17 protein-coding genes and 1 tRNA gene are annotated in these 19550 nt (G+C 68.6%); 13 read left to right on the top strand and 5 right to left on the bottom strand.

The annotated features are described in order from the left end of the window. The first annotated feature begins 140 nt into the window (after positions 1–140). Together F6J85_RS14050 and F6J85_RS14045 are read left to right on the top strand one after the other, a co-directional pair. A complete protein-coding gene (locus tag F6J85_RS14050; RefSeq protein ID WP_191906625.1) occupies positions 141–1019 on the top strand; it encodes a sugar phosphate isomerase/epimerase family protein in 879 nt (292 codons plus the stop codon). A gap of 30 nt (positions 1020–1049) precedes the next feature. Next, a complete protein-coding gene (locus F6J85_RS14045; RefSeq protein ID WP_150925901.1) occupies positions 1050–3077 on the top strand; it encodes an aldo/keto reductase in 2028 nt (675 codons plus the stop codon). On the opposite strand, the gene F6J85_RS14040 is transcribed toward F6J85_RS14045, so the two are convergent. Then, on the bottom strand, positions 3058–4497 hold the full coding sequence (locus F6J85_RS14040; RefSeq protein ID WP_150925899.1) for an amidohydrolase: 1440 nt from the start codon (positions 4495–4497) through the stop codon (positions 3058–3060). The genes F6J85_RS14045 and F6J85_RS14040 overlap by 20 nt on opposite strands. A gap of 272 nt (positions 4498–4769) precedes the next feature. Between F6J85_RS14040 and F6J85_RS14035 the strand changes: the two genes are divergently transcribed. The 3 genes from F6J85_RS14035 to F6J85_RS14025 are packed head-to-tail and all read left to right on the top strand — an operon-like array spanning position 4770 to position 7878. Beyond that, positions 4770–6080 (top strand): extracellular solute-binding protein, encoded by a 1311-nt coding sequence (locus F6J85_RS14035; protein ID WP_191906624.1) that lies wholly within the window; start codon positions 4770–4772, stop codon positions 6078–6080. Positions 6081–6094: 14 nt separating this feature from the next. Beyond that, positions 6095–7054 carry a carbohydrate ABC transporter permease gene (locus F6J85_RS14030; RefSeq protein WP_238706967.1) on the top strand — a complete coding sequence of 320 codons (960 nt, stop codon included), beginning with the start codon at positions 6095–6097 and terminating at the stop codon, positions 7052–7054. Then, positions 7051–7878, top strand: a complete 828-nt coding sequence (locus tag F6J85_RS14025; protein ID WP_238706966.1) for a carbohydrate ABC transporter permease — start codon at positions 7051–7053, stop codon at positions 7876–7878. The genes F6J85_RS14030 and F6J85_RS14025 overlap by 4 nt, the downstream gene beginning before the upstream one ends. Before the next feature lie 32 nt (positions 7879–7910). Here F6J85_RS14025 and F6J85_RS14020 read toward each other — a convergent pair whose 3' ends face one another. Beyond that, on the bottom strand, positions 7911–8516 hold the full coding sequence (locus F6J85_RS14020; RefSeq protein WP_150925893.1) for a TetR/AcrR family transcriptional regulator: 606 nt from the start codon (positions 8514–8516) through the stop codon (positions 7911–7913). A gap of 23 nt (positions 8517–8539) precedes the next feature. Between F6J85_RS14020 and F6J85_RS14015 the strand changes: the two genes are divergently transcribed. Continuing rightward, entirely contained in the window at positions 8540–9367 is an 828-nt protein-coding gene (locus tag F6J85_RS14015) for an alpha/beta fold hydrolase (RefSeq protein WP_150925890.1), read from the top strand. A gap of 50 nt (positions 9368–9417) precedes the next feature. Here the strand turns inward: F6J85_RS14015 and F6J85_RS14010 are convergent, their stop codons facing one another. Then, positions 9418–9906 carry a YajQ family cyclic di-GMP-binding protein gene (locus F6J85_RS14010; protein WP_150925888.1) on the bottom strand — a complete coding sequence of 163 codons (489 nt, stop codon included), beginning with the start codon at positions 9904–9906 and terminating at the stop codon, positions 9418–9420. Positions 9907–10132: 226 nt separating this feature from the next. Between F6J85_RS14010 and F6J85_RS14005 the strand changes: the two genes are divergently transcribed. From F6J85_RS14005 to F6J85_RS13980, 6 genes are all read left to right on the top strand, one after another. Further along, positions 10133–11371: a sugar ABC transporter substrate-binding protein gene (locus F6J85_RS14005; protein WP_150925886.1), complete on the top strand. Its 1239-nt coding sequence runs from the start codon at positions 10133–10135 to the stop codon at positions 11369–11371. 90 nt (positions 11372–11461) lie between these two features. Further along, the gene (locus tag F6J85_RS14000; RefSeq protein WP_150925884.1) at positions 11462–13090 is read left to right on the top strand and encodes an ABC transporter permease subunit; all 1629 of its coding nucleotides are present in this window, start codon (positions 11462–11464) and stop codon (positions 13088–13090) included. Position 13091: 1 nt separating this feature from the next. After that, entirely contained in the window at positions 13092–14069 is a 978-nt protein-coding gene (locus F6J85_RS13995) for a sugar ABC transporter permease (RefSeq protein ID WP_150925882.1), read from the top strand. Between the two features lie 62 nt (positions 14070–14131). Then, positions 14132–14626 carry an FBP domain-containing protein gene (locus F6J85_RS13990; protein WP_150918831.1) on the top strand — a complete coding sequence of 165 codons (495 nt, stop codon included), beginning with the start codon at positions 14132–14134 and terminating at the stop codon, positions 14624–14626. Continuing rightward, positions 14623–15540, top strand: a complete 918-nt coding sequence (locus tag F6J85_RS13985) for a PfkB family carbohydrate kinase (RefSeq protein ID WP_150925881.1) — start codon at positions 14623–14625, stop codon at positions 15538–15540. The genes F6J85_RS13990 and F6J85_RS13985 overlap by 4 nt, the downstream gene beginning before the upstream one ends. A gap of 201 nt (positions 15541–15741) precedes the next feature. Further along, positions 15742–15823: transfer RNA gene (locus F6J85_RS13980), tRNA-Tyr, on the top strand. Positions 15824–15865: 42 nt separating this feature from the next. Here the strand turns inward: F6J85_RS13980 and F6J85_RS13975 are convergent. After that, positions 15866–16768, bottom strand: coding sequence for a LysR family transcriptional regulator (locus F6J85_RS13975; protein WP_191906623.1), 903 nt, complete (start codon positions 16766–16768; stop codon positions 15866–15868). Positions 16769–16894: 126 nt separating this feature from the next. On the opposite strand from F6J85_RS13975, the gene F6J85_RS13970 reads away from it, so the two are divergent. Next, entirely contained in the window at positions 16895–18538 is a 1644-nt protein-coding gene (locus tag F6J85_RS13970; RefSeq protein ID WP_238707128.1) for a thiamine pyrophosphate-binding protein, read from the top strand. On the opposite strand, the gene F6J85_RS13965 is transcribed toward F6J85_RS13970, so the two are convergent. Then, on the bottom strand, positions 18513–19463 hold the full coding sequence (locus F6J85_RS13965; RefSeq protein ID WP_150927457.1) for a LysR substrate-binding domain-containing protein: 951 nt from the start codon (positions 19461–19463) through the stop codon (positions 18513–18515). The genes F6J85_RS13970 and F6J85_RS13965 overlap by 26 nt on opposite strands. Positions 19464–19550 lie beyond the last annotated feature (87 nt).

The following is a 19550-nucleotide window of genomic DNA, read 5'->3' as shown; positions in this document are numbered from 1 at the left end:
ACCGGCCGCCCCTCGACCCGGCAATCGTGCGCACCATTGTCCTCAGGATCCGCGAAGTGTAGAACTTTTGCTTGTCCAAGAGGCAAAAGGATGCCAGCATTCACGTGGGGCGCGTCGCCCGTGAGTGCGGAAAGGCAATGATGAGCGTTGACGTCGGCATTCAGCTGTACTCCGTGCGGAACGCGATGGCGGTGGATGCGGAGGGAACGCTCGCGCGCCTGGCCGAGCTCGGGTTCACCCGCGTGGAAGGTGCCAATCACGAAGCGGACACCGATCCCGGGATCGGGTTCGGGATCTCGGCCGACCGCCTCGCCGCCGTCCTCGAGGCCAACGGGCTCTCGATCGTCGGAAGCCACATCAACCCCCTCGACGTCGGCAAGCTCGGGCCGACGCTCGACTTCCATGCCGGCATCGGGAGTCCCGGCATCGGATGCGACATCGAGTTCTACCCGTATGGCGACGTCGACCACGTCAAGCGGCGCGCAGACGCGTTCAACCGCGTGGGCGAGCTGTGCGCCCAGCGGGGGATGGTGTTCTACTACCACAATCATTTCCAGGAGTTCCAGGAGTTCGACGGCACACCCGTATACGAGCTGATCCTGCAGAACACCGATCCGGCGCTCGTGAAGATCGAGATGGACACGTTCTGGGTCTACCGCGGCGGCCACGATCCGCTCGAGTGGATCGACCGGTACCCCGACCGCGTGATCCTCACCCATCAGAAGGACTTCCCGCGGGGGTTCTCCGAGCCTCTGAACCTCTTCGACGGCATCGTCGATCCACGCGAAAACATCACGCTGGAACGCTTCTTGGCGGTGAAGAACCCGTTGTCGTTCGTGGAGATCGGCACGGGGATCCTCCCCATCCAGGACATCATCACGACGCTGGACGGCCTTCCCGCCTTCCGCTGCATGGTGCTGGAGCAGGACTTCAGCACGAACGAAGACCTCGAATCCGCGCGCATCAGCCGGGACGCGTTCAGCCGTCTGCACGGCACGGAGCTGGAAATCCGCGCCTGATCGCCATCCATTTCGGAAGGGGGAACTCCCATGAGCGCGACTGTGTTCAAGTGGGGAATTCTCGGCCCGGGGGAGGTCGCCGAACGCTTCGCCGAGCAGTTGCCGCTGAGCGCATCCGGTCGGCTCGCCGCCGTGGCCAGCCGCGACGGCGCCCGAGCGGCGGCATTCGCTGCACGTCACGGGTCAGCGCAGACCCGCGCCTACGGGTCTTATCAGGATCTGATCGCCGATCCGGAGATCGACGCGGTGTACATCTCGACGGTCCATACCGAGCACGCCGTATGGAGCGTGCGGGCCGCCGAGGCGGGCAAGCACGTCCTGTGCGAGAAGCCGCTCACCGTCACGTTCGCCGAGGCGATGGCCGTCCACGAGGCTGCGCGGCGAGGGGGCGTGGTGCTCGTCGAGGCGTACATGCATCGGTACCACCCCCAGACCGAAGAGGTCCTGCGCCGTGTCGCAGAGGGGGAGATCGGCGAGCTGCAGCACATCGACGCCGGGTATCTGTTCCAGGCCGGCAGCCACACGGGACGGTTGTTCGACCCCGAGGTGGCCGGGGGAGGGATCCTCGACGTGGGCGGTTACCCCGCCTCGATGGCGCAGGCCATCGTGGCAGCGACCGGCCGCAGGCCCGAGCCGCTCACGTTGACCGCCCGAGCGTCCATCCACCCCTCCGGCGTCGACCAGTGGTCGACCGCCTCGCTCACCTTCGCCGACGGGATCACCGCCCACCTGACCTGCGCCATGTCGCTCGCCGACGCACCGCCGTTGCGGATCTGGGGTTCGGAGGGTGTCATCGAGGTGCCCCAGCCGTGGACGATCCCCCCACGCGAGCGGCCGGTGTTCACCGTCGCGCGTGCGGGTGAGGGGCGCCGCACCGTGGTGTGCGAACCCGCGGCCGTGTACGCGCGGGAGGCGGATGCCGTCCACACGGCCTCCGAGGCCGGGTTCGCACCGGATGCGGCGGACACCGCGATCGCGTTGGCACAGCTCCTCTCGCGGTGGCGAGCGGCTGCGGGCGTGCGCTATCCATTCGAACGCGACGACGCGTTCATCCCGACCGTCAGCAGGCGGCCGCTCGTCCGCGGCTCGCACACGATGACCTACGGCACGATCGCCGACGTCGACAAACCGATCTCGCGTCTGGTCTTCGGCTGCGACAACCAACGCGACCTCGGGTTCGCCAGCGTCGTGTTCGACGACTTCTTCGAGCGCGGGGGAAACGCGTTCGACACCGCCTACGAGTACGGAGATCGGCTGCAGCAGAAGCTGTTCGGGCAGTGGATGGCCAACCGGGGCGTGCGTGAGGAGGTGTTCGTGATCGGCAAGGGCGCACACACGCCCTACTGCGATCCGGCGAATCTGGAGTCCCAGCTGCTGGAGACCCTCGAGGATCTGCAGACGGACCATATCGACCTGTACTTCATGCACCGCGACAACGAAGAGATCCCCGTCGGGGAGTTCGTGGACGTCCTCGACCGCTATCACCGGAGTGGGGCCATCCGCGCCTTCGGCGGATCGAACTGGAGCCGGGAGCGCTTCGACGCCGCCAACGCGTACGCGCAGGCCAACGGCACGCAGGGCTTCACGGCGCTGAGCAACCACTTCGGGCTCGCCGAAGCGCATGCGCTGCCGTTCCCCGGCAGCCGGCACGTCACCGACCGTGCGTCCAAGCGGTGGCTCGAGGAGGCTCAGATCCCGCTGTTCGCCTGGGCTTCGGGCGCGCGGGGGTTCTTCAGCCGCGCGAACCCCGCAGACCTGTCCGATCCGATCCTGGTGGAGTCCTATTACAGCGAGCAGAACTTCGAAAGGCTCCGGCGTGCGCGAGAACTCGCCGACAACCTCGGTGTCACCGCGACCGCGGTCGCCCTCGCCTACGTGTTGAAGCAGAAGTTCCCCACGTTCGCCCTCATCGGGCCGCGCACGCTCGCCGAGACGAGAACCTCCACGGCAGCGCTGGACATCGACCTGGACGACGCGGCGATCGCGTGGCTCGACATACGCGAGGCGCAGGCGCCGTCGCGCCGGCTCGCAGCGCAGGTCACAGCGTCCGATGGGTGAAGCGGCCCCCGAGCATGGTGGCGGCCACCGGCATCGACCGCAGCTCGTCCGCGGTGCAGGCGAAGGGATCGCGTTCGACGACGACCAGGTCGGCGGGCCGGCCGACCTCGACGCGCGTGCGCGTCGACGCCGCCAGGGCCGCTTCCACACTGATCGCCTGCTCCGGATGCCACGGTGAGCGGCCGTCGCGGGAACGATCGACGGCGGCCGCGATCGTCACCCACGGATCCAGCGGCGCCACGGGCGCGTCAGAACCGAGCGCCAGCTCAGCACCGGCATCCAGCAGGCTCTTCAGCGCGAAGGAGCGTGCGGTCTTCCCTGCCCAGTACCGATCCGCCACGTCGCGATCGTCCATGGCGTGCTCGGGCTGCACGCTGGCCACGACACCGAGCTTCGCGAAGCGGCCGAAGTCGGACTCGTCGAGGAGCTGGGCGTGCTCGATGCGTCCGCCGATCCCGAGGGTCTCGAAGGCGTCCAGCGCCAGCGTGTTGGCTCTGTCGCCGATCGCGTGCACGTCGGGGACGAGCCCGGCCTCCCACGCGCGCCGCATCAACGGCACGAGTCGCTCAGGCGGTGCTTCGAGCAGTCCGCGGGAATCGGCCTGTCCCTCCAGACCCGGGTATTCGTCGTGGCAGAAAGCCGTGCGGGTGTTGAGCGAACCGTCCGTGAGTACTTTGTACCCGCCCACGGTGACCAGATCGTTGATCGCCGTCCCGGTGCGCAGGCCCATCCCGATGGCGCGTTCGAGGTCTCGCGTGTAGACGCCGAACTCCACCCGCAGTGATCTGAACCCGTTCGTGGTGCGCCGGACCCAGGGGTCGAGATTCCATGTCATCTCCAGGTCGACGACACCGACGACACCCCGCCGCGCGGCCTCCACGCCCGCAGCGGCCGCCCATGCATCGAGGGTGGCATCGGGAACCGTGCCGATGCGGCGGGTGACTTCGAACGCCGGCTCCTCCTGCAGGAGACCGGTGGGGTGATCTGCATGCCCGTACCGCTCGAGGGCAGCCGAGTTCAGCCAGGCGGTGTGAAGGTCGGCGCTGACCAGCACGACAGGGTGGCGACCGGCCGCGTCATCCAGCGTGGTGCGGGTGGGAGTATCCGGCCACAGTCCGTCGCGGAACCCGAACCCGATCAGCGGAGATCCGGCGCTGCAGGCCAGAGCGGTGGTGACGAGCGCGGCTGCCTCTGCGGCGGACCTCGCCCCCGACAGATCGACTCTCTGCTGCACCATCGCCCACTGCGTGAAGTGCACATGGTTGTCCCACAGGCCGGGGAGGAGGATGCGGCCGTCGAGCTCGACCCCCTCTGCCGAGGGGTGCAGGCCCGCACCGATTTCCGTGATGATCCCGTCCTCGACCAGCACGTCGGCGACGTCTCCGCCGCCCACCCGCGCGTTCCGGAGCACTGTGGTCATGACCCCCTCCCCTCACCGGATCCGTCTCAGCATTTGCGGACTTATGCCTGAAAGGTAGACAAAGGTCCGGGCGTGTGTCAATGTTCGTGCGTGGCAATCAAGGGCGAGCGCCGGCTCCCTGCTCCTGCGTCGAAGTGGTCGAGCGCGGCAGTATCGCGTCGCCGTGCCCCCTCGGCAGTGCGCGCCGGCGCACGTAACATCCAATGCATGAGGACGGGCCGCAGCGCTGCACACCCGCCCTGCACCTGAGCACCAGGAAAGGAACGGCGACCATGATGCGCACCACGAGGACAGGGTTGTCTCGCGCGGTCGGACTCGGTGCCGCGGTGGCGATCACCGCGGTCACCCTCGCCGGATGCGGCCGCGCCGAAGACGGCGCGGGGTCGTCAGGCGGATCGGAGGGAATCAGCGACGGGCCGGCGACCGGCGCGATCGAGCTGTGGGCCGCCGGAGCCGAGGGCGAAGAACTGCCCGAGCTGTTCGACGCGTTCATCGAAGACAATCCGGACGTCGACATCAACATGACGCCGATCCCCGAGGAAGACTTCGTCACCAAGATGACGGCGGCCATCGCGGCCGGGACGGTGCCCGACCTCATCTACGTCTTCGCCGAGCACCAGCCCGCCCTGTTCGCGACCGAGGCCTTCGCGCCGGTGCCCGACGGCCTCGTCGATGAAAGCGCGTTCTTCGAGTCGGTGTGGGAGACCGGTCAGGTGGATGACGTCGCGTACGGCGTTCCGTGGTTCACCTACGCGCGTGTGTTCCAGTACCGCGCCGACCTGGCGGAGGCGGCAGGCGTGGACGCCCCGGAGGACTGGGACGACCTCCGCGAGTTCGCCCGGACGCTCAAGGACACCGGGGTCGCCTACCCGCTCGGGTTCTATGTCGTGCCGTTCGATGAGTACACCGCCGCACAGTTCGATACGTTCGCGCACCAGAACGGCGGGGGGATCATCGACGACGACAACTCCGCGTGGACCATCAACTCGCCCGAGAACGTCGAGGCGCTGGAGTTCTACAGCTCGTTGTTCGCCGACGGCTTCGTGTCGCCCGACGGCCCGACGTCCGTGGACTCGGTGGCCTATCTCACCGAAGGCCGCCTCGCCGGAGTGCTCAACGGGCCGTGGCTGCGCGGTTGGATCAAGGATGCGAACGGTCAGGAGTGGCTCGACGCGAACATGGCTGCGCTCGTCCCCCCGGCCGGGCCCGACGGCGACCGTGCAGCATCGATCGGTGGCGGCAACTGGGCCGTCCCCGAAGACGCCGACAACGCAGACGCCGCCTGGAAGTTCGTGCAGTACGCGTCCGAGCCCGACGTCCAGCTGACCTGGTTCGAGCTCATGGGCAACCTCCCCACGGTCAAATCGGCGTGGGATGACCCCGCCATCGCGGAGGACGAGGCGCTGGATGAGGTGCGGGCGGCGATGGAGTTCGGCGTCCCCATCCCGGCGGTGCCGACGTGGAACCAGGTCGGCAAGATCCTCGGCGAGCAGATCGAACGTGTCGTGCGCGGTGGAGCAACTCCCCAGGAGGCGCTGGACACCGCGCAGGCCGAAGCCGAGTCCATCGGCGTCGGACGGTAGACATGTCGGCTGCGGTGACCACCACGCCGGAAGGGCGGGCGCCGTCCCATTCTTCCGGCGCCCGGGGGTCACCCCGCCGCCCCAGGGCGCGCTCGAGCGTCGTCCGGAGGTCGCAGACCCGGGCCGCATGGCTCTTCCTCGCGCCGTTCCTGCTCGTCACGGCCGTCTTCACGGCGATTCCGGTGCTCGCGGCGCTGGGGATGAGCCTCACCGATCTCACCTCTCGCGACATCCGGACGCCCCTGGCCGTGGAGTTCGTCGGCCTGGAGAACTTCGTCGACGTGCTGACGGATGTGGCGTTCCAGAGGTCGATGCTGAACACGGCGATGTTCGTGCTGCTGTGCGTGCCGCTGAACCTCGCCCTCGGCCTGGCTCTCGCGCTGCTGCTGAACCGGGGCATCCGGCGCCTGCGCACGTTCTTCCGCGCCGCCGCGTACCTCCCCGTCATCACGAACATCGTCGCCGCCGCCGTCATCTGGCAGTACGCCTTCGCACCGCGCGGACCCGTCAACGCGGCGCTGGAGAATCTCGGCACGGGCGGGTTGAACTGGCTGGGCGAACCGCCGTCGGCAGTGGCAGCCATCGTCATGCTCGGGGTGTGGCGCAACGTCGGCACCTGCATGGTGCTGTTCCTCGCCGGACTCCAGTCGATTCCGGAGTCGGTGTACGAGGCCGCCGCAGTCGACGGTGCCTCTGCTCCCCGGAGGTTCTGGTCGATCACGCTCCCGCTCCTGCAGCCGACCACTCTGCTGGTGACAGTGCTCATGACCGTGTCGTTCCTCAGCATCTTCGAAGAGCCGTACCTCCTCACCGCGGGCGGACCGCTGGGCTCGACGCGATCCATCGCGCTGTGGGTGTACGAGCAGTTCGGTTTCGGGAACACCGCCGCGTCGATGGCGGGATCGTTCATCCTGATCGCGTTCGTTTCGGTGGTGGCAGTCGTTCAGTTCCGATTCTTGAGGGGGAAGAATTGAACCGGACCTCCCGCCTCGCCACCACGGTCATGTACGCCGCGACGATCGTCGTCGTCGCCGCGCTCCTGCTGCCGTTCGTGTGGGTGATCTTCGGCTCGTTCAAGACCCAGGCCGAGTTCATGTCCGACCCCGGCGCGTGGTTCCCCCGCGGGTTCCCGGTGCAGAACTACGTCGACCTGTTCGTGGAGGAGGGCTTCGGGCGCTACTTCCTCAACAGCGCCATCGTCTCGGCGGTGGCCGTCTCGGCGAACGTGCTGCTCAGCTCGATGGCCGGCTACGCGCTGGCCAAGCTCGACTTCCGCGGGAAGAACCTCATCTTCTCCGTCGTGATCTTCGCGTGGATCGTGCCGTACGTGGCCATCTTCGTCCCGCAGTTCCTCATCATCGTGCAGCTGGGGCTGGTGGACACGCTCGCGGGCATCATCGCGCCGATCCTCGTCTCGCCGCTGTCGGTGTTCATCATGCGGCAGTTCGCCTACTCGATGCCCAACGAACTCCTGGAGGCGGCCCGAGTGGATGGCGCGGGGGAGGGGCGCCTGTTCTTCGGGATCTTCCTCCCGCTGTCGGGGCCTGCGATCGCCACCATCGCGATCCTGTCGTTCCTGGGCTCGTGGAACTCCTTCCTCTGGCCCCTGATCGTCGCGCAGAGTCAGGGCACCTTCACCCTGCCGGTCGCGCTGGCCGTGGCCTCGCAGGCGTCGAACACCACCGAGTTCGGCCTGCTGCTCGCAGGAGCCGTGGTGGTGCTCCTGCCGGTGCTGATCCTGTTCCTCTTCCTGCAGAGGTACTTCATCCAGGGCGTGGCGACTGCCGGGTTGAAGTAGGGGAGAGTTCCCCGCGCACGGCAGTCGGGCTCTCATCCCCGCGAGGAGTCGGTTCCGTGCAGGAGCGGGAGCAGCAGCTCGGTGAGTGCGCGCTCGGTGGTGTCGGCATCGAGGTCGCCGTCGACGCGGAGGACGCGCCATGTCGTGGCATCGCAGAGCGCGACGATCTGAGCGGAGCGGCGGGCGCGTGTCGGCTGGTCCAGCCCCGGATGGAGGTGCTCGGCGAATGTGCGGCGGCACCAGTCCACGTGATAGGCCCGGCCGCGCGCGGCGATCTCCGGAAGTCCCGGTACGAGGGGCGCCTCCGCGTAGGTCTTGAGGATGAGCAGTCCGTACTCCTCGTAGTGCTCCACGAGGGCGCGGACCGTCTCGGTCGGCGTCGACCGCGCCGCCGCCTCACGTTTCGCGGCGATACGCCCGAGCTCACGCTCCACCGTCGTCGTCATGAGCACGGCCTTGCTGCCGAACCTGCGGATCACCGTCTGCACGGTGACATCGGCATCGGCGGCGACGTCCTCGAGGCGGACGCGCTCGTAGGGCGTGGTGCGCAGCCGCGCGAGCATGGCGTCCACGATGCGCTCGGCCGTTCGCTCGGCCGCATCCGCTCGGGCCGACATACGGTAGGTGCGCGTTTTCATATTAGTTACGCTAACATCAAGTTGTGGAGATCTTCATCGAGCACGCTCGGCGCGTGCCCACGCGCCTCGGCCCCCTGTTCGTCCGGCGGGTCGGCCGTGGCGCTCCCACGGTGCTGTGGTCGTCGATGTTCGTCGACAGCCACACGTGGGACGGTCTGCTGCCACTCCTGCTGGCCGGCGCTCCGGGGCGCGAGTACGTGCTGATCGACCCGCCGGGGCTCGGGCTCAGCGAACCTCTGCAGCGCCGCACCACCATCGCCGAAGCCGCCGATGCCGCGCGTGACGCCATTCAGGCGCTCGGCGTAGTCGGACCGGTGGACTGGATCGGTAACGCGCTCGGAGGTCATGTCGGATACGAGCTGGCCACGGATGCGTCGGTGGTGCGGAGCTTCATCGCGATCAGCGCACCCGTCGAGCCGGTTCCTGTGGAGCTCCGGCGGAAGATCGCCCTGCTGCATCCACTGCTGCGTCTGGCCGGGCCGATTCGGCCCGTGGAGAAGGCCGTCGTCGCGGCGATGCTGACGGATGCCTCGGCCACGGACACGCGCATCCTGCGTGTGGTGATGGAGAGCCTCGCGAGACCGACGCGTAAGAGCATGAGCTACGCGTTGCGCTCGTTCATCATCGACCGCCGCGATGTCACGGAGCGGCTCGCGCGCATCGCGGTGCCGAGCCTGTTCGTCGCCTCCGACGACCGTGGCGACTGGAGCCCGGAGGACGCGCAGCGTGCCGCCGCGCAGGCGCCGAACGCTCGGTCGCTCACGATCACGGGTGCACGGACGCTCATCCCTCTCGAGCAGCCGGCCGCGCTGGCGGACGCGATCCTCGCCTTCTGGAGGGACGTCGGATAGGCATACCCCGCGGTTCGGGGCAGGCTGTCCGCGCTGAAGACGGCCGAGCGCTACCGGTAGTTGATGAACTGCAGGTCGACGTCGAGGTCGGCGGCCTTGAGGATGCGGATGACCTCCTGGAGGTCGTCGCGGCTCTTGGACTGCACACGCAGCTCGTCGCCCTGGATCTGCGACTTGACGGTCTTGGGGGCTTGGTCGCGGATCAGCTTGCCGATCTTCTTGGCATCCTCCTGCGAGATGCCCTCCTTCAGCGTGGAGACGATGCGGTACTCCTTGCCGCTGGCGGTCGGTTCGCCGGACTCGAGGCTCTTCAGCGAGATGCCGCGCTTGATGAGCTTGGTCTGGAAGACGTCGAGCACCGCCTTCGCGCGCTCCTCGGAGTTCGCCTTGATGAGGATGGACTCGCCGCTCCACTCGATCGAGGAATCCGTGCCCTTGAAGTCGTAGCGCTGCTCGACCTCCTTGCGGGCCTGGTTGAGCGCGTTGTCGGCTTCCTGCCGATCGATCTTGGAGACGATGTCGAATGAGCTGTCGGCCATGACGCGAGTTTAGCCGCGCGGGTGCACGAAGACGTGGGCGCGGCGCTCCACGGTGCAAGCGTTTCCGGAACGACCGGTCCATTACGTCTTGATATCGAATAGACGGCGGCGTTGCGCGCGGCCCCCTGCTCACCCAAACTGTAAGCGCTTGCATAACGAGCCGGGGTCAACGGTGTCCGCCAATGTGCTGACAGCGGGACTCCTTCTGACAGAGAGGTACACACCGATGAAGGTGAACACCAAGGGAGCGCTCGGTTTCGGCGCACTCCTCGCGACGAGCGCCCTGCTCCTCGCCGGATGCGCCGGCGGCGGCGACGACGAGGGTTCGAGTGGCGGGGGCGACGCCTCGGCGAAGCTGACCGTGTGGGTCGACGCGAACCGCGTGGACGCGCTCAAGGACGTCGCGGCCGCCTTCGAGGAGGAGAAGGGCATCGAGGTCGAACTCGTCCAGCGCGACTTCACCAAGATCCAGGCCGACTTCGCCGCTCAGGTGCCCACGGGCAAGGGCCCCGACATCACCGTCGGCGCGCACGACTGGCTGGGCGGCTTCGTCCAGGACGGTCTGGTCGCCCCGATCGAGCTCGGCGACAAGGCCGCGGAGTTCCAGGAGGTCGCCATCCAGGCCTTCACCAACGATGGCAACGTCTACGGCCTGCCGTACGCGACCGAGAACCTCGCCCTCATGCGCAACGTCGACCTCGCCCCCGAGGCGCCCACGACGTTCGACGACATGATCGCCAAGGGCACCGCGGCAGGCGTGCAGTACCCGTTCGTCGTCGGCCTCGACCCGGCCAACGCCGACCCGTACCACCTGTACCCGTTCGAGACGTCCTTCGGGAACTCCGTCTTCGCGCAGAACGCCGACGGCAGCTACGACGGCTCGCAGCTGACCATCGGCGACGAGAGCGGACTGGCGTTCGCGTCGTGGCTCGGCCAGCAGGGCGCGGCCGGCACGATCAACCTCAACCTCACGCAGGACCTGTCCAAGGAGGCCTTCAACTCGGGCCAGACGCCGTTCATCCTCACCGGCCCGTGGAACGTCGCCGACGCCGAGGCGAAGGGCATCAACGTCGCCATCGACCCGATCCCCTCCGCCGGCGGCCAGACGGCCAAGCCGTTCGTGGGCGTGCAGGGCTTCTACCTCAACGCCAAGTCGGACAACGCCCTCGCAGCCAACGAGTTCCTCGTGAACTACCTGGCCACCGAGCCGGTCCAGACGGCGCTGTACGAGGCGGGCGACCGCCCGCCGGCCCTCACCGCGGCCTACGAGAAGGCCGCGAGCGACCCGATCATCGCCGGGTTCGGTGCAGTGGGCGCCGAAGGTGCGCCGATGCCGAGCATCCCCGAGATGGGCGCCGTGTGGGAGTTCTGGGGCGTGGCCGAGGTCGCCATCCTCAAGGGTGAAGACCCCGCCGCCACCTGGACGAAGATGGCGGAGGACATCCAGGGCAACATCGGCGGCTGAGACCACGCGTCTCTCCCGCCACACGGATGGGGCGGTCTCCGGGCCGCCCCATCCGCACCCCACGTTCCGACGAATGAGAAGGCCCCGAGGATGACCCTCCCCCCGGTCGAGACCGACCTGCCCACCGAGCGCCGGGACCCGGCCACCGACAAGCGCCACCGTCGCGCCGAGCGCTACGCCGAAGCGGCATCGGCGGGGTGGAAGGTGTGGCTGGTGAAGACCGCCGCGCTGGCGATCATCGACGCCGCGGCGGTCTACGCCACGATGGTGCTCGCCGCGTCCGATCAGTGGGTGATCGCGGGCATCGTGGCGCTCGTGACGGTCGCCGTCAACGTCGTGTACCTGACGCCGGGCCTGCTTCCGGCGAAGTACCTGACGCCGGGCCTGATCTTCCTCCTGGTCTTCCAGATCTTCGTGATCGGGTACACGGTCTACATCGCCTTCACCAACTACGGGTCGGGGCACAATTCGAGCAAGGACGACGCGGTCAACGCGCTCCTGCTGCAGTCGCAATCGCGGCTGGAGGACTCCGCGACGTACCCCATCACGGTGGTCGAGCAGAACGGCGTGTTCTCGCTGCTGGTGACCGACCCCGAGACCGGCGACGCCGAGGTCGGCAACAGTGAGGCGCCGCTCGAGCCGGTCGACGCCGAGTTCAGCGGCGGCAAGGCGATCGCGGCCGAGGGATACAACACCCTCCAGTTCGCCCAGGTGATCGCGAATCAGAAGGAGATCGGGGCCATCGCGGTGCCGGTGTCCGACGATCCCAACGACGGGTACCTGCGCACCACCGACGGCTCCAGCGCCTACCTGTTCACGTCGAGCCTGCAATGGGATCCCGACGCCGACACGATGACCGACAGTCGCACCGGCGTGGTGTACCGCGACATCGGGACCGGTGCCTTCACCGCCGATGACGGCACCGAGCTCCTCCCGGGATGGGTGGTCACGGTCGGCGTCGACAACTTCGTCCGCGCCTTCACGGAGGAATCCATCCGCGGCCCGTTCATCGCCGTGGCGATCTGGACGTTCGTGTTCGCCTTCCTCTCGGTGGCGACGACCTTCGTGCTCGGACTGTTCCTGGCGATCGTCTTCAACGATCCGCGGATGAAGAGCCGCAAGTACTACCGCGTCATCATGATCCTGCCGTACGCGTTCCCGGCCTTCCTGTCGGCGCTGGTGTGGGCGGGGCTGTTCAACCAGGACTTCGGCTTCATCAACCAGGTGCTCTTGGGCGGCGCCTCCATCCCGTGGCTGCAGGACCCCTTGCTGGCGAAGATCGCGATCCTGATCGTGAACCTGTGGCTCGGCTTCCCCTACATGTTCCTGGTGACCACGGGCGCGCTGCAGTCCATTCCCGACGACGTCACCGAGGCCGGCAGGGTCGACGGGGCCAGCGTGTGGCAGATCTTCCGGTACATCAAGTTCCCGCTGCTGCTGGTGTCGGTCGCTCCGCTTCTGATCTCGTCCTTCGCCTTCAACTTCAACAACTTCAACCTGATCTACATGCTCACCGGCGGCGGCCCCCGATTCGCCGACGCCTCGATCAACGCCGGCGCCACCGACATCCTGATCTCGATGGTCTACAAGGTCGCGTTCGTCGGGCAGCTGCGCGACTTCGGGCTCGCCAGCGCGTTCTCGATCATCATCTTCGTCCTGGTGGGAGTCATCTCCTACATCTCGTTCCGCCAGACCAAGGCACTCGAGGAGCTGAACTGACATGGCGCTGGATTCGACTGCGTTGACCGGCGGCACCGGACCGGAGGTGGCCCGCGCGCTGAGTGAAGACGCCGCAGCGGGGCGCGCCGACGACTCCGGGCGCCGCGGTGCCCGGACGCCGCGTCGCCCGTTCGGCGTGTGGTTCCGTCAGACCGGATGGCGCCACCTGATCGGCATCGTGATGCTGGTGTTCTGCGCCTTCCCCCTGCTGTACGTCCTGTCGGCGGCGCTGAACCCGGGCGGGACCCTGCTGACGGCGAACGGGCTGTTCCGCACGTTCAGCCTGGAGAGCTTCACGCGCCTGTTCGAAAACCCCACGCAGCCGTTCGCGGCCTGGTTCGTGAACTCGATGGTGATCGGGCTGGCCACCGCGATCGGCACCGTCTTCCTCGGCGCGCTGGCGGCGTACTCCTTCTCGCGGATGCGGTTCACCGGGCGTCGCATCGGACTGCTCAGCCTGCTCCTGGTGCAGATGTTCCCGCAGCTGCTCGCCTTCGTCGCGATCTTCCTGCTCATGTCGACGATCGCCGACATCTTCCCGGCGATCGGCCTGAACACCCAGGTGGGCCTCATCATGGTCTACCTCGGCGGCGCGCTGGGGGTGAACACGTATCTGATGTACGGGTTCTTCAACACCGTTCCGATGTCGATCGACGAGGCGGCCAAGATCGACGGCGCGGGGCACGCCCGCATCTTCTTCACGATCATCCTGCGCCTGGTGGCGCCGATCCTCGCCGTGGTGGGGCTGCTGTCGTTCATCGCCACGCTCAACGACTTCGTGATCGCATCCGTGGTGCTCGTCGACACCGACAAGCAGACCCTCGCCGTCGGCCTGTACCGGCTGGTGTCGGAGGAGACCGCGGCCAACTGGAGCCTCTTCGCCGCCGGTGCGGTCCTCTCCGCGATCCTGCCGATGGCGCTGTTCCTCGCGCTGCAGCGTTACATCGTCGGCGGCCTCACGGCGGGAAGCGTCAAGTAGGAGGGCCCGGCGTCGGCCTGCGGGGCCGGGGCGTCTTCGTAGACTGGAGGCGAGGTGATGCCATGCGTCCTCTGACCGAGGAAGAAGTGCGCGAGTCGTTCGTCAACGCCGCCGGCGACGATCGGCGGATCGTCGCGATGCCCGATGATTTCCTGCTGACAGATTGGGACCACCTGGACTTCTTCGCGTGGCGCGACCCGCGGACGCGGGGCCGGGGCTATCTGGTGACCGAGCGTGACGGCCGACCGCTGGGAGTCGTCCTGCGTGCGGCGGAAGGCTCCTCTCGCGCGCGCTCGGCGCTGTGCAACCTGTGTCACACGATGCAGCCCGGTGACCAGGTCGCCCTGTTCACCGCGCGCAAAGCCGGTCACGCCGGTGAGGCGGGTGACAGCGTCGGCACGTACATGTGCGCCGACCTGTCGTGCCACGAGACGGTGCGGCTGGCGATGCCGCTCGCGCCGAACGAGGTGCGCGCGAGCGTGGACCTGAAGATCGACGGCACCCGCCGGCGCACCGAGGCGTTCGTGGAGCGCGTGCTCGAAAGCGCGCACGCGTGAGCGGCCGGGTGGTCGTGGTCGGCGATGCCCTCATCGACGAGCTGCGCGACGACAAGGGCGTTCGCGAGTTCGTCGGCGGAGCGGCGCTCAACGTCGCCGTCGGGCTGTCGCGCCTGGGGGTTCCCACGACGCTCGTCGCGATGGTCGGTGATGACGAACCCGGCGGACGGATCCGCGCCTACCTCCAGGACTACGGCGTCGAGCTGCTCGCGACGCCGTCGCCCTTCGGCACGTCCCGTGCGGTCAGCACGCGCTCGCCGTCGGGCGAGCCGGAGTACGTCTTCAACGAAGCCGCCCAGAAGCGCCGCATCCGCTTCGGCGATGCCGAGCGCGCGGCTTTCGCGGATGCCGCGATGGTGGTCGTCAGCTGCTTCCCGTTCGACGATCGCGCCCAGACGGATGACTTCGCCGACGCGCTGGCCGCCGCATCCGTCGCCCTCGCGGTGGACCCGAATCCGCGGGCGGGGATGCTGCACGACCGGGCGGAGTTCGTGCGCGGGTTCGAGCGGGTCTGCGCCGGCGCCGTGCTGGTGAAGATCGGCGAGGACGATGCGACGCTGCTGTACGGCGAGTCGCTGGATCTGCTGCGTCCCCGCATCGCCGACCTCGGGGTGGCCGCTGTGCTGGCCACGTACGGCGCGGGCGGTGCCGCAATCGACGCGGGGGCCGACACGGTGTCGCGTCCGATCTCAGCCATGCCGGGGCGCATCGTCGACACGATGGGCGCCGGTGACGCCGTGCTGGCTGCGACCGTCGCGCTGCTGCAGGACGGCATGCCCGCCGGCGCGGACGAATGGGGCGCCGTGCTCGAGCGCGCCATGGACGTCGCGGCGGCCACGTGCCGATTCGAGGGCGCGCTCCTGCGCGTCCCGAGTGCGCTCGAGGGCCGCGACATGGACCGCATCGGCACCTGACACCCGTCCGGCCGCCCCGCCGCGGCTGCCGAAATCAGGAGAATCGCCGGAATCAGGACGCTGTGCGCTGCATCCGTCCTGATCTGGGCGATTCGCCTGATTTCGGCGGGTTGATCTGGTGATTCGGTGCGCCGGTCGCGGGGAGGTAATATGGGGGATCGCGCCTCCGGTCGACTGCACAAGCCGGGCGGATGCGCACCCGGCGAGTTACCCAAGCGGCCAAAGGGATCTGACTGTAAATCAGACTGCTCAGCATTCGGGGGTTCGAATCCCTCACTCGCCACCGAAGACAGCAAAGCCCCGGGTCCCAGGCCCGGGGCTTTCCTCATGCCGCCAGCGTGGAGCGGATGGTGTCGAGGAACCACGCCGTCGCCGTCGCTGCGCCGGCGTCCTGGTGCGACACGAGATGCACGGAGGTCGTGGGGGAGGGGAAGGGCAGCTCCAGCAGCTTCGCCCCGGTCGGGACAGTGAGCGTGCGGAACGCGTCGACGGGCACGATCGCGACGAACCCGCAGTGGGCGACGATCCAGGGCAACGCGGTGAACCGGGTGACCTCCACGTGCGCCACCGGAGAGAGCACGCCGGCGCCGATCGTCGTGACGGCGTCGGTGATGGCGCGGTGACCGGCCGAGGCCCCCACGCGGGCCTCGGGCAGGCGCCGGAGGTCTTCGACCCTGATGCGTCCGTCGTCGTCGTCCAGGTCGCTCGGCACCAGGCAGCCGTAGCGGTCCTGGAAGAGGACCTCCTGATCGACCGGGCCGGAGACGGGCGAACTGGTGATCGCCGCGTCGATGTCGCCCGAGACGATGTCCCGCGTGACGGTGTCGATGTCCAGCGTCACGACCTCGATCGAGATCCCCGATCCTGCGGCTCCCGTCGCGACCAGGATGCGCGGGAGCAGCCGGGCCTCGCCCAGGTCGGTGAGCGCGATCCGGAACCGGCGGTGCGACGTGTCGGGGTCAAAGCGCGTGCCGTCCTCCGTGCTGGCGAGCAGGTGGGACATCGGTCCGCTGATCTCGGCGTACAGGTCGTGCGCGCGCCGGGTGGGACGCACTCCCGACCCCGTTCGGACGAACAGCGGGTCGTCGAAATGCGCGCGCAGGCGACGCAGCGCGTGACTGACAGCCGGCTGCGACACCCGCAGCGACTCGGCGGCCGCGGTCAGGTTCCCCGCACGGAAGACCTCGACGAACGTGCGGAGAAGGTTGAGATCGATACTCGCGGCCACTTCGCTATTATTCACCACAGGCATAAGGGAGATGTCTTCTATTCATTTGACGAACATCGGAGTGCTCTCTAGCGTAGAGACCAGGTCACCGACGATCTGAGAAAAGGATTCAGTGCAGTGACGCAGATGATGAGGGTTTCCGATGCGCTCGGCCGCATGTTCGCCGAGCTGGGCATTTCGCAGGTGTTCGGGGTGGTGGGCAGCGGGAACTTCCGCGTGACCAATGCGCTCATCGAATCCGGTGCGAGCTTCGTGGCCTCCCGCCACGAGGCCGGCGCCGCCTCGATGGCCGACGCCTACTCCCGCATCACCGGCGAGGTCAGCGCGCTGAGCCTGCACCAGGGCTGCGGGCTGACCAACGCCCTGACCGGGATCACCGAGGCCGCCAAGTGCCACACCCCGCTGCTCGTGCTGGCAGCCGACACGGCGGTGGGCGACGTCACGTCCAACTTCCACATCGACCAGGACGCGGCGGTGCAGGCGCTGGGAGCGACCCCGATGCGTCTTCACTCCGCCGAGACGGCACTGGCGGATGCGGCGCGGGCCTTCCGGGTCGCCCAGATCGAGCGCACCACGGTCGTCCTGTCGCTGCCGATCGACATCCAGGACCAGGAGATCGCGTACCCCGGCGACCGTCCGGCTTCCAACCTCCGCGTCCCCAAGCCGGCGATCTCGCAGGCGGATGCGGCGGAGCTCGCCCAGCTGCTCGCCGGCGCCGAGCGCCCCGTGATCATCGGCGGCCGAGGAGCGCGGGCGGCCAAGGGCGTCATCCGCGAACTCGCGGCGGCAGCGGGCGCCGTGCTCATCGCTTCCGGCGGCGGACGCGGCATCTTCGAGGGCGACGAGTGGGCGCTGGACATCGTCGGCGGGTTCGCGACGGACAGTGCGGCGGAGCTCGTCCGCGAGGCCGACCTCATCGTCGCTTTCGGCGTCGCCCTGAACAACTGGACGACACGCGGCGGCACGCTCCTCGACACGGCGAAGGTCGTGCAGGTCGATGACCGCGTGGAGGCGATCGGCAAGCACCGGCTCGTCGATCTCGGCATCGTCGGCGACGCCGGTGCCGTGGCCCGCGCGGCACGCGAGGCGCTGGATGCGACGGCCAGGACCGGCGCGGGATACCGCACGCCGGACGTCGCCGAGCGCATCCGCGCTGCGCGCTACTGGGTAGACCAGGAGATCCCCGAGGTCGACGAGCCCGGGCTGGTGGATCCGGCTGCGCTGACGAACGCCCTGGATGCGATGCTGCCCTCCGAGCGGGTCGTCGTCGTCGACGGCGGCAACGTCAACGCCTACCCCGGTGCGCACTTCCGCGTGCCGGACGATGAGGGCTACGTCCTGCCGCTGTCGTTCCAGTCGATCGGCCTGGGCCTGGCCAGCGTGATCGGCGCCGCCGTCGCGCGACCCGACCGGATGCCGGTCCTGGGCACCGGCGACGGGTCGCTGCTGATGGGCGCCGTGGAGCTCGAGACCGCGGTGCGGCTCGGCCTCGGCATGGTGATCGTCGCGTACAACGACAGTGCCTACGGCGCCGAGATCCACCTCTTCCCGGATTCCACCCCGCGTGAGCAGGAGATCGTCCGCTTCCCCGACACCGACATCGCCGCCATCGCCCGAGGCTACGGATGCGACGCCATCACGGTGCGATCCCTCGACGACCTCGGCGGCGTGACCGCATGGCTCGAGTCAGGCCGAGACCGTCCGCTGGTCATCGACGCGAAGATCAGCGGGCGCGCCTCCTGGCTCATGGCCAGGGAACACGGCCACTGACACCCGTGGCAGCGCCACTCCCCGGCGGCGGCGGTCTGACCCCGGGGGTGACGGCGAAGGCATCGGCGAGCGCGGCTTGAACCGCCTGGATGCCCGGTCGCCCCCGCGAGCCGCGGCGCACCGCGGTGAAGATGTCACGGCGGGGCTCACCGGGAAGGTCGACGAGCCGGACGGGCGGAGGTGAGGCAGCGAACACGAGGTCGGGGATCATCCCCACCGCCACTCCGGCTGCGATCAGTCGCACGTGGGCGGTGAGGTCGGCCAGCTCGAACCGCACGTCGGGCTCGAAGCCGGCGGCCCGGCACTGCTGGGTGGCCCACTGCCGGGCTGCCGTGCCCCGCGGCTCCATGACCCATGCGCGATCCGCGAGCGCGGCCAGATCGGTCGTCGCCTCGTCCGGGGCGACGGCGAGGCGGATCGCGTCGCGCCCCAGCAGCGTGCGTTCGATGCCGGCGCGGTGCTCCCGAGTGTGCCCGGGGTACTGCTCGGCCACGACCAGATCGAAGCCGCGCGCGGCCAGCTCGAACAGGCCCTCTTCCGGAGCCAGCTCGACAACCTCCACGCGGAGCTCCGGCGCTGCCACGCTCAGCGACCGCAGGGCGACGGGAACCAGTCCGTGGGTGGCTGACTGCATCGCGGCGAGCCGGACGGGAGCGTGCGCCGGCTGCAGGCGCTCGAGCTCTGCGCGCGCCTGCTCGTCCGCCTCGAGCATGACGGCGGCGTGGGCGGCGAGTGCTTCGCCGTGTGCCGTGAGCCGCACGCGGCGCCCGTCGGGTTCGAGAAGCGGCACTCCTGCCTCGCGTTCGAGCTGCGCCAGCTGCTGCGAGATCGTCGACGGGCTGTAGGCGAGGGCCTCGGCCACGGCGGCAAGGGTGCCGCGCACCGACAGCTCGTACAGCAGGCGCAACCGCCGCAGATCGAACACTCCAGCCACCCATCGCTTGTGTCGAACGGTACCGATCGTAATCCATCGCTTCTCTCGAACGGTTGCGCCGACGAGACTGGGCTCATC

It is taken from the genome of Microbacterium lushaniae (assembly GCF_008727775.1).
In the GTDB taxonomy this organism is placed as follows: domain Bacteria; phylum Actinomycetota; class Actinomycetes; order Actinomycetales; family Microbacteriaceae; genus Microbacterium; species Microbacterium lushaniae.
Note: the sequence above shows the minus strand (reverse complement) of the source record. Positions and strands in the feature narration are given on the sequence as shown.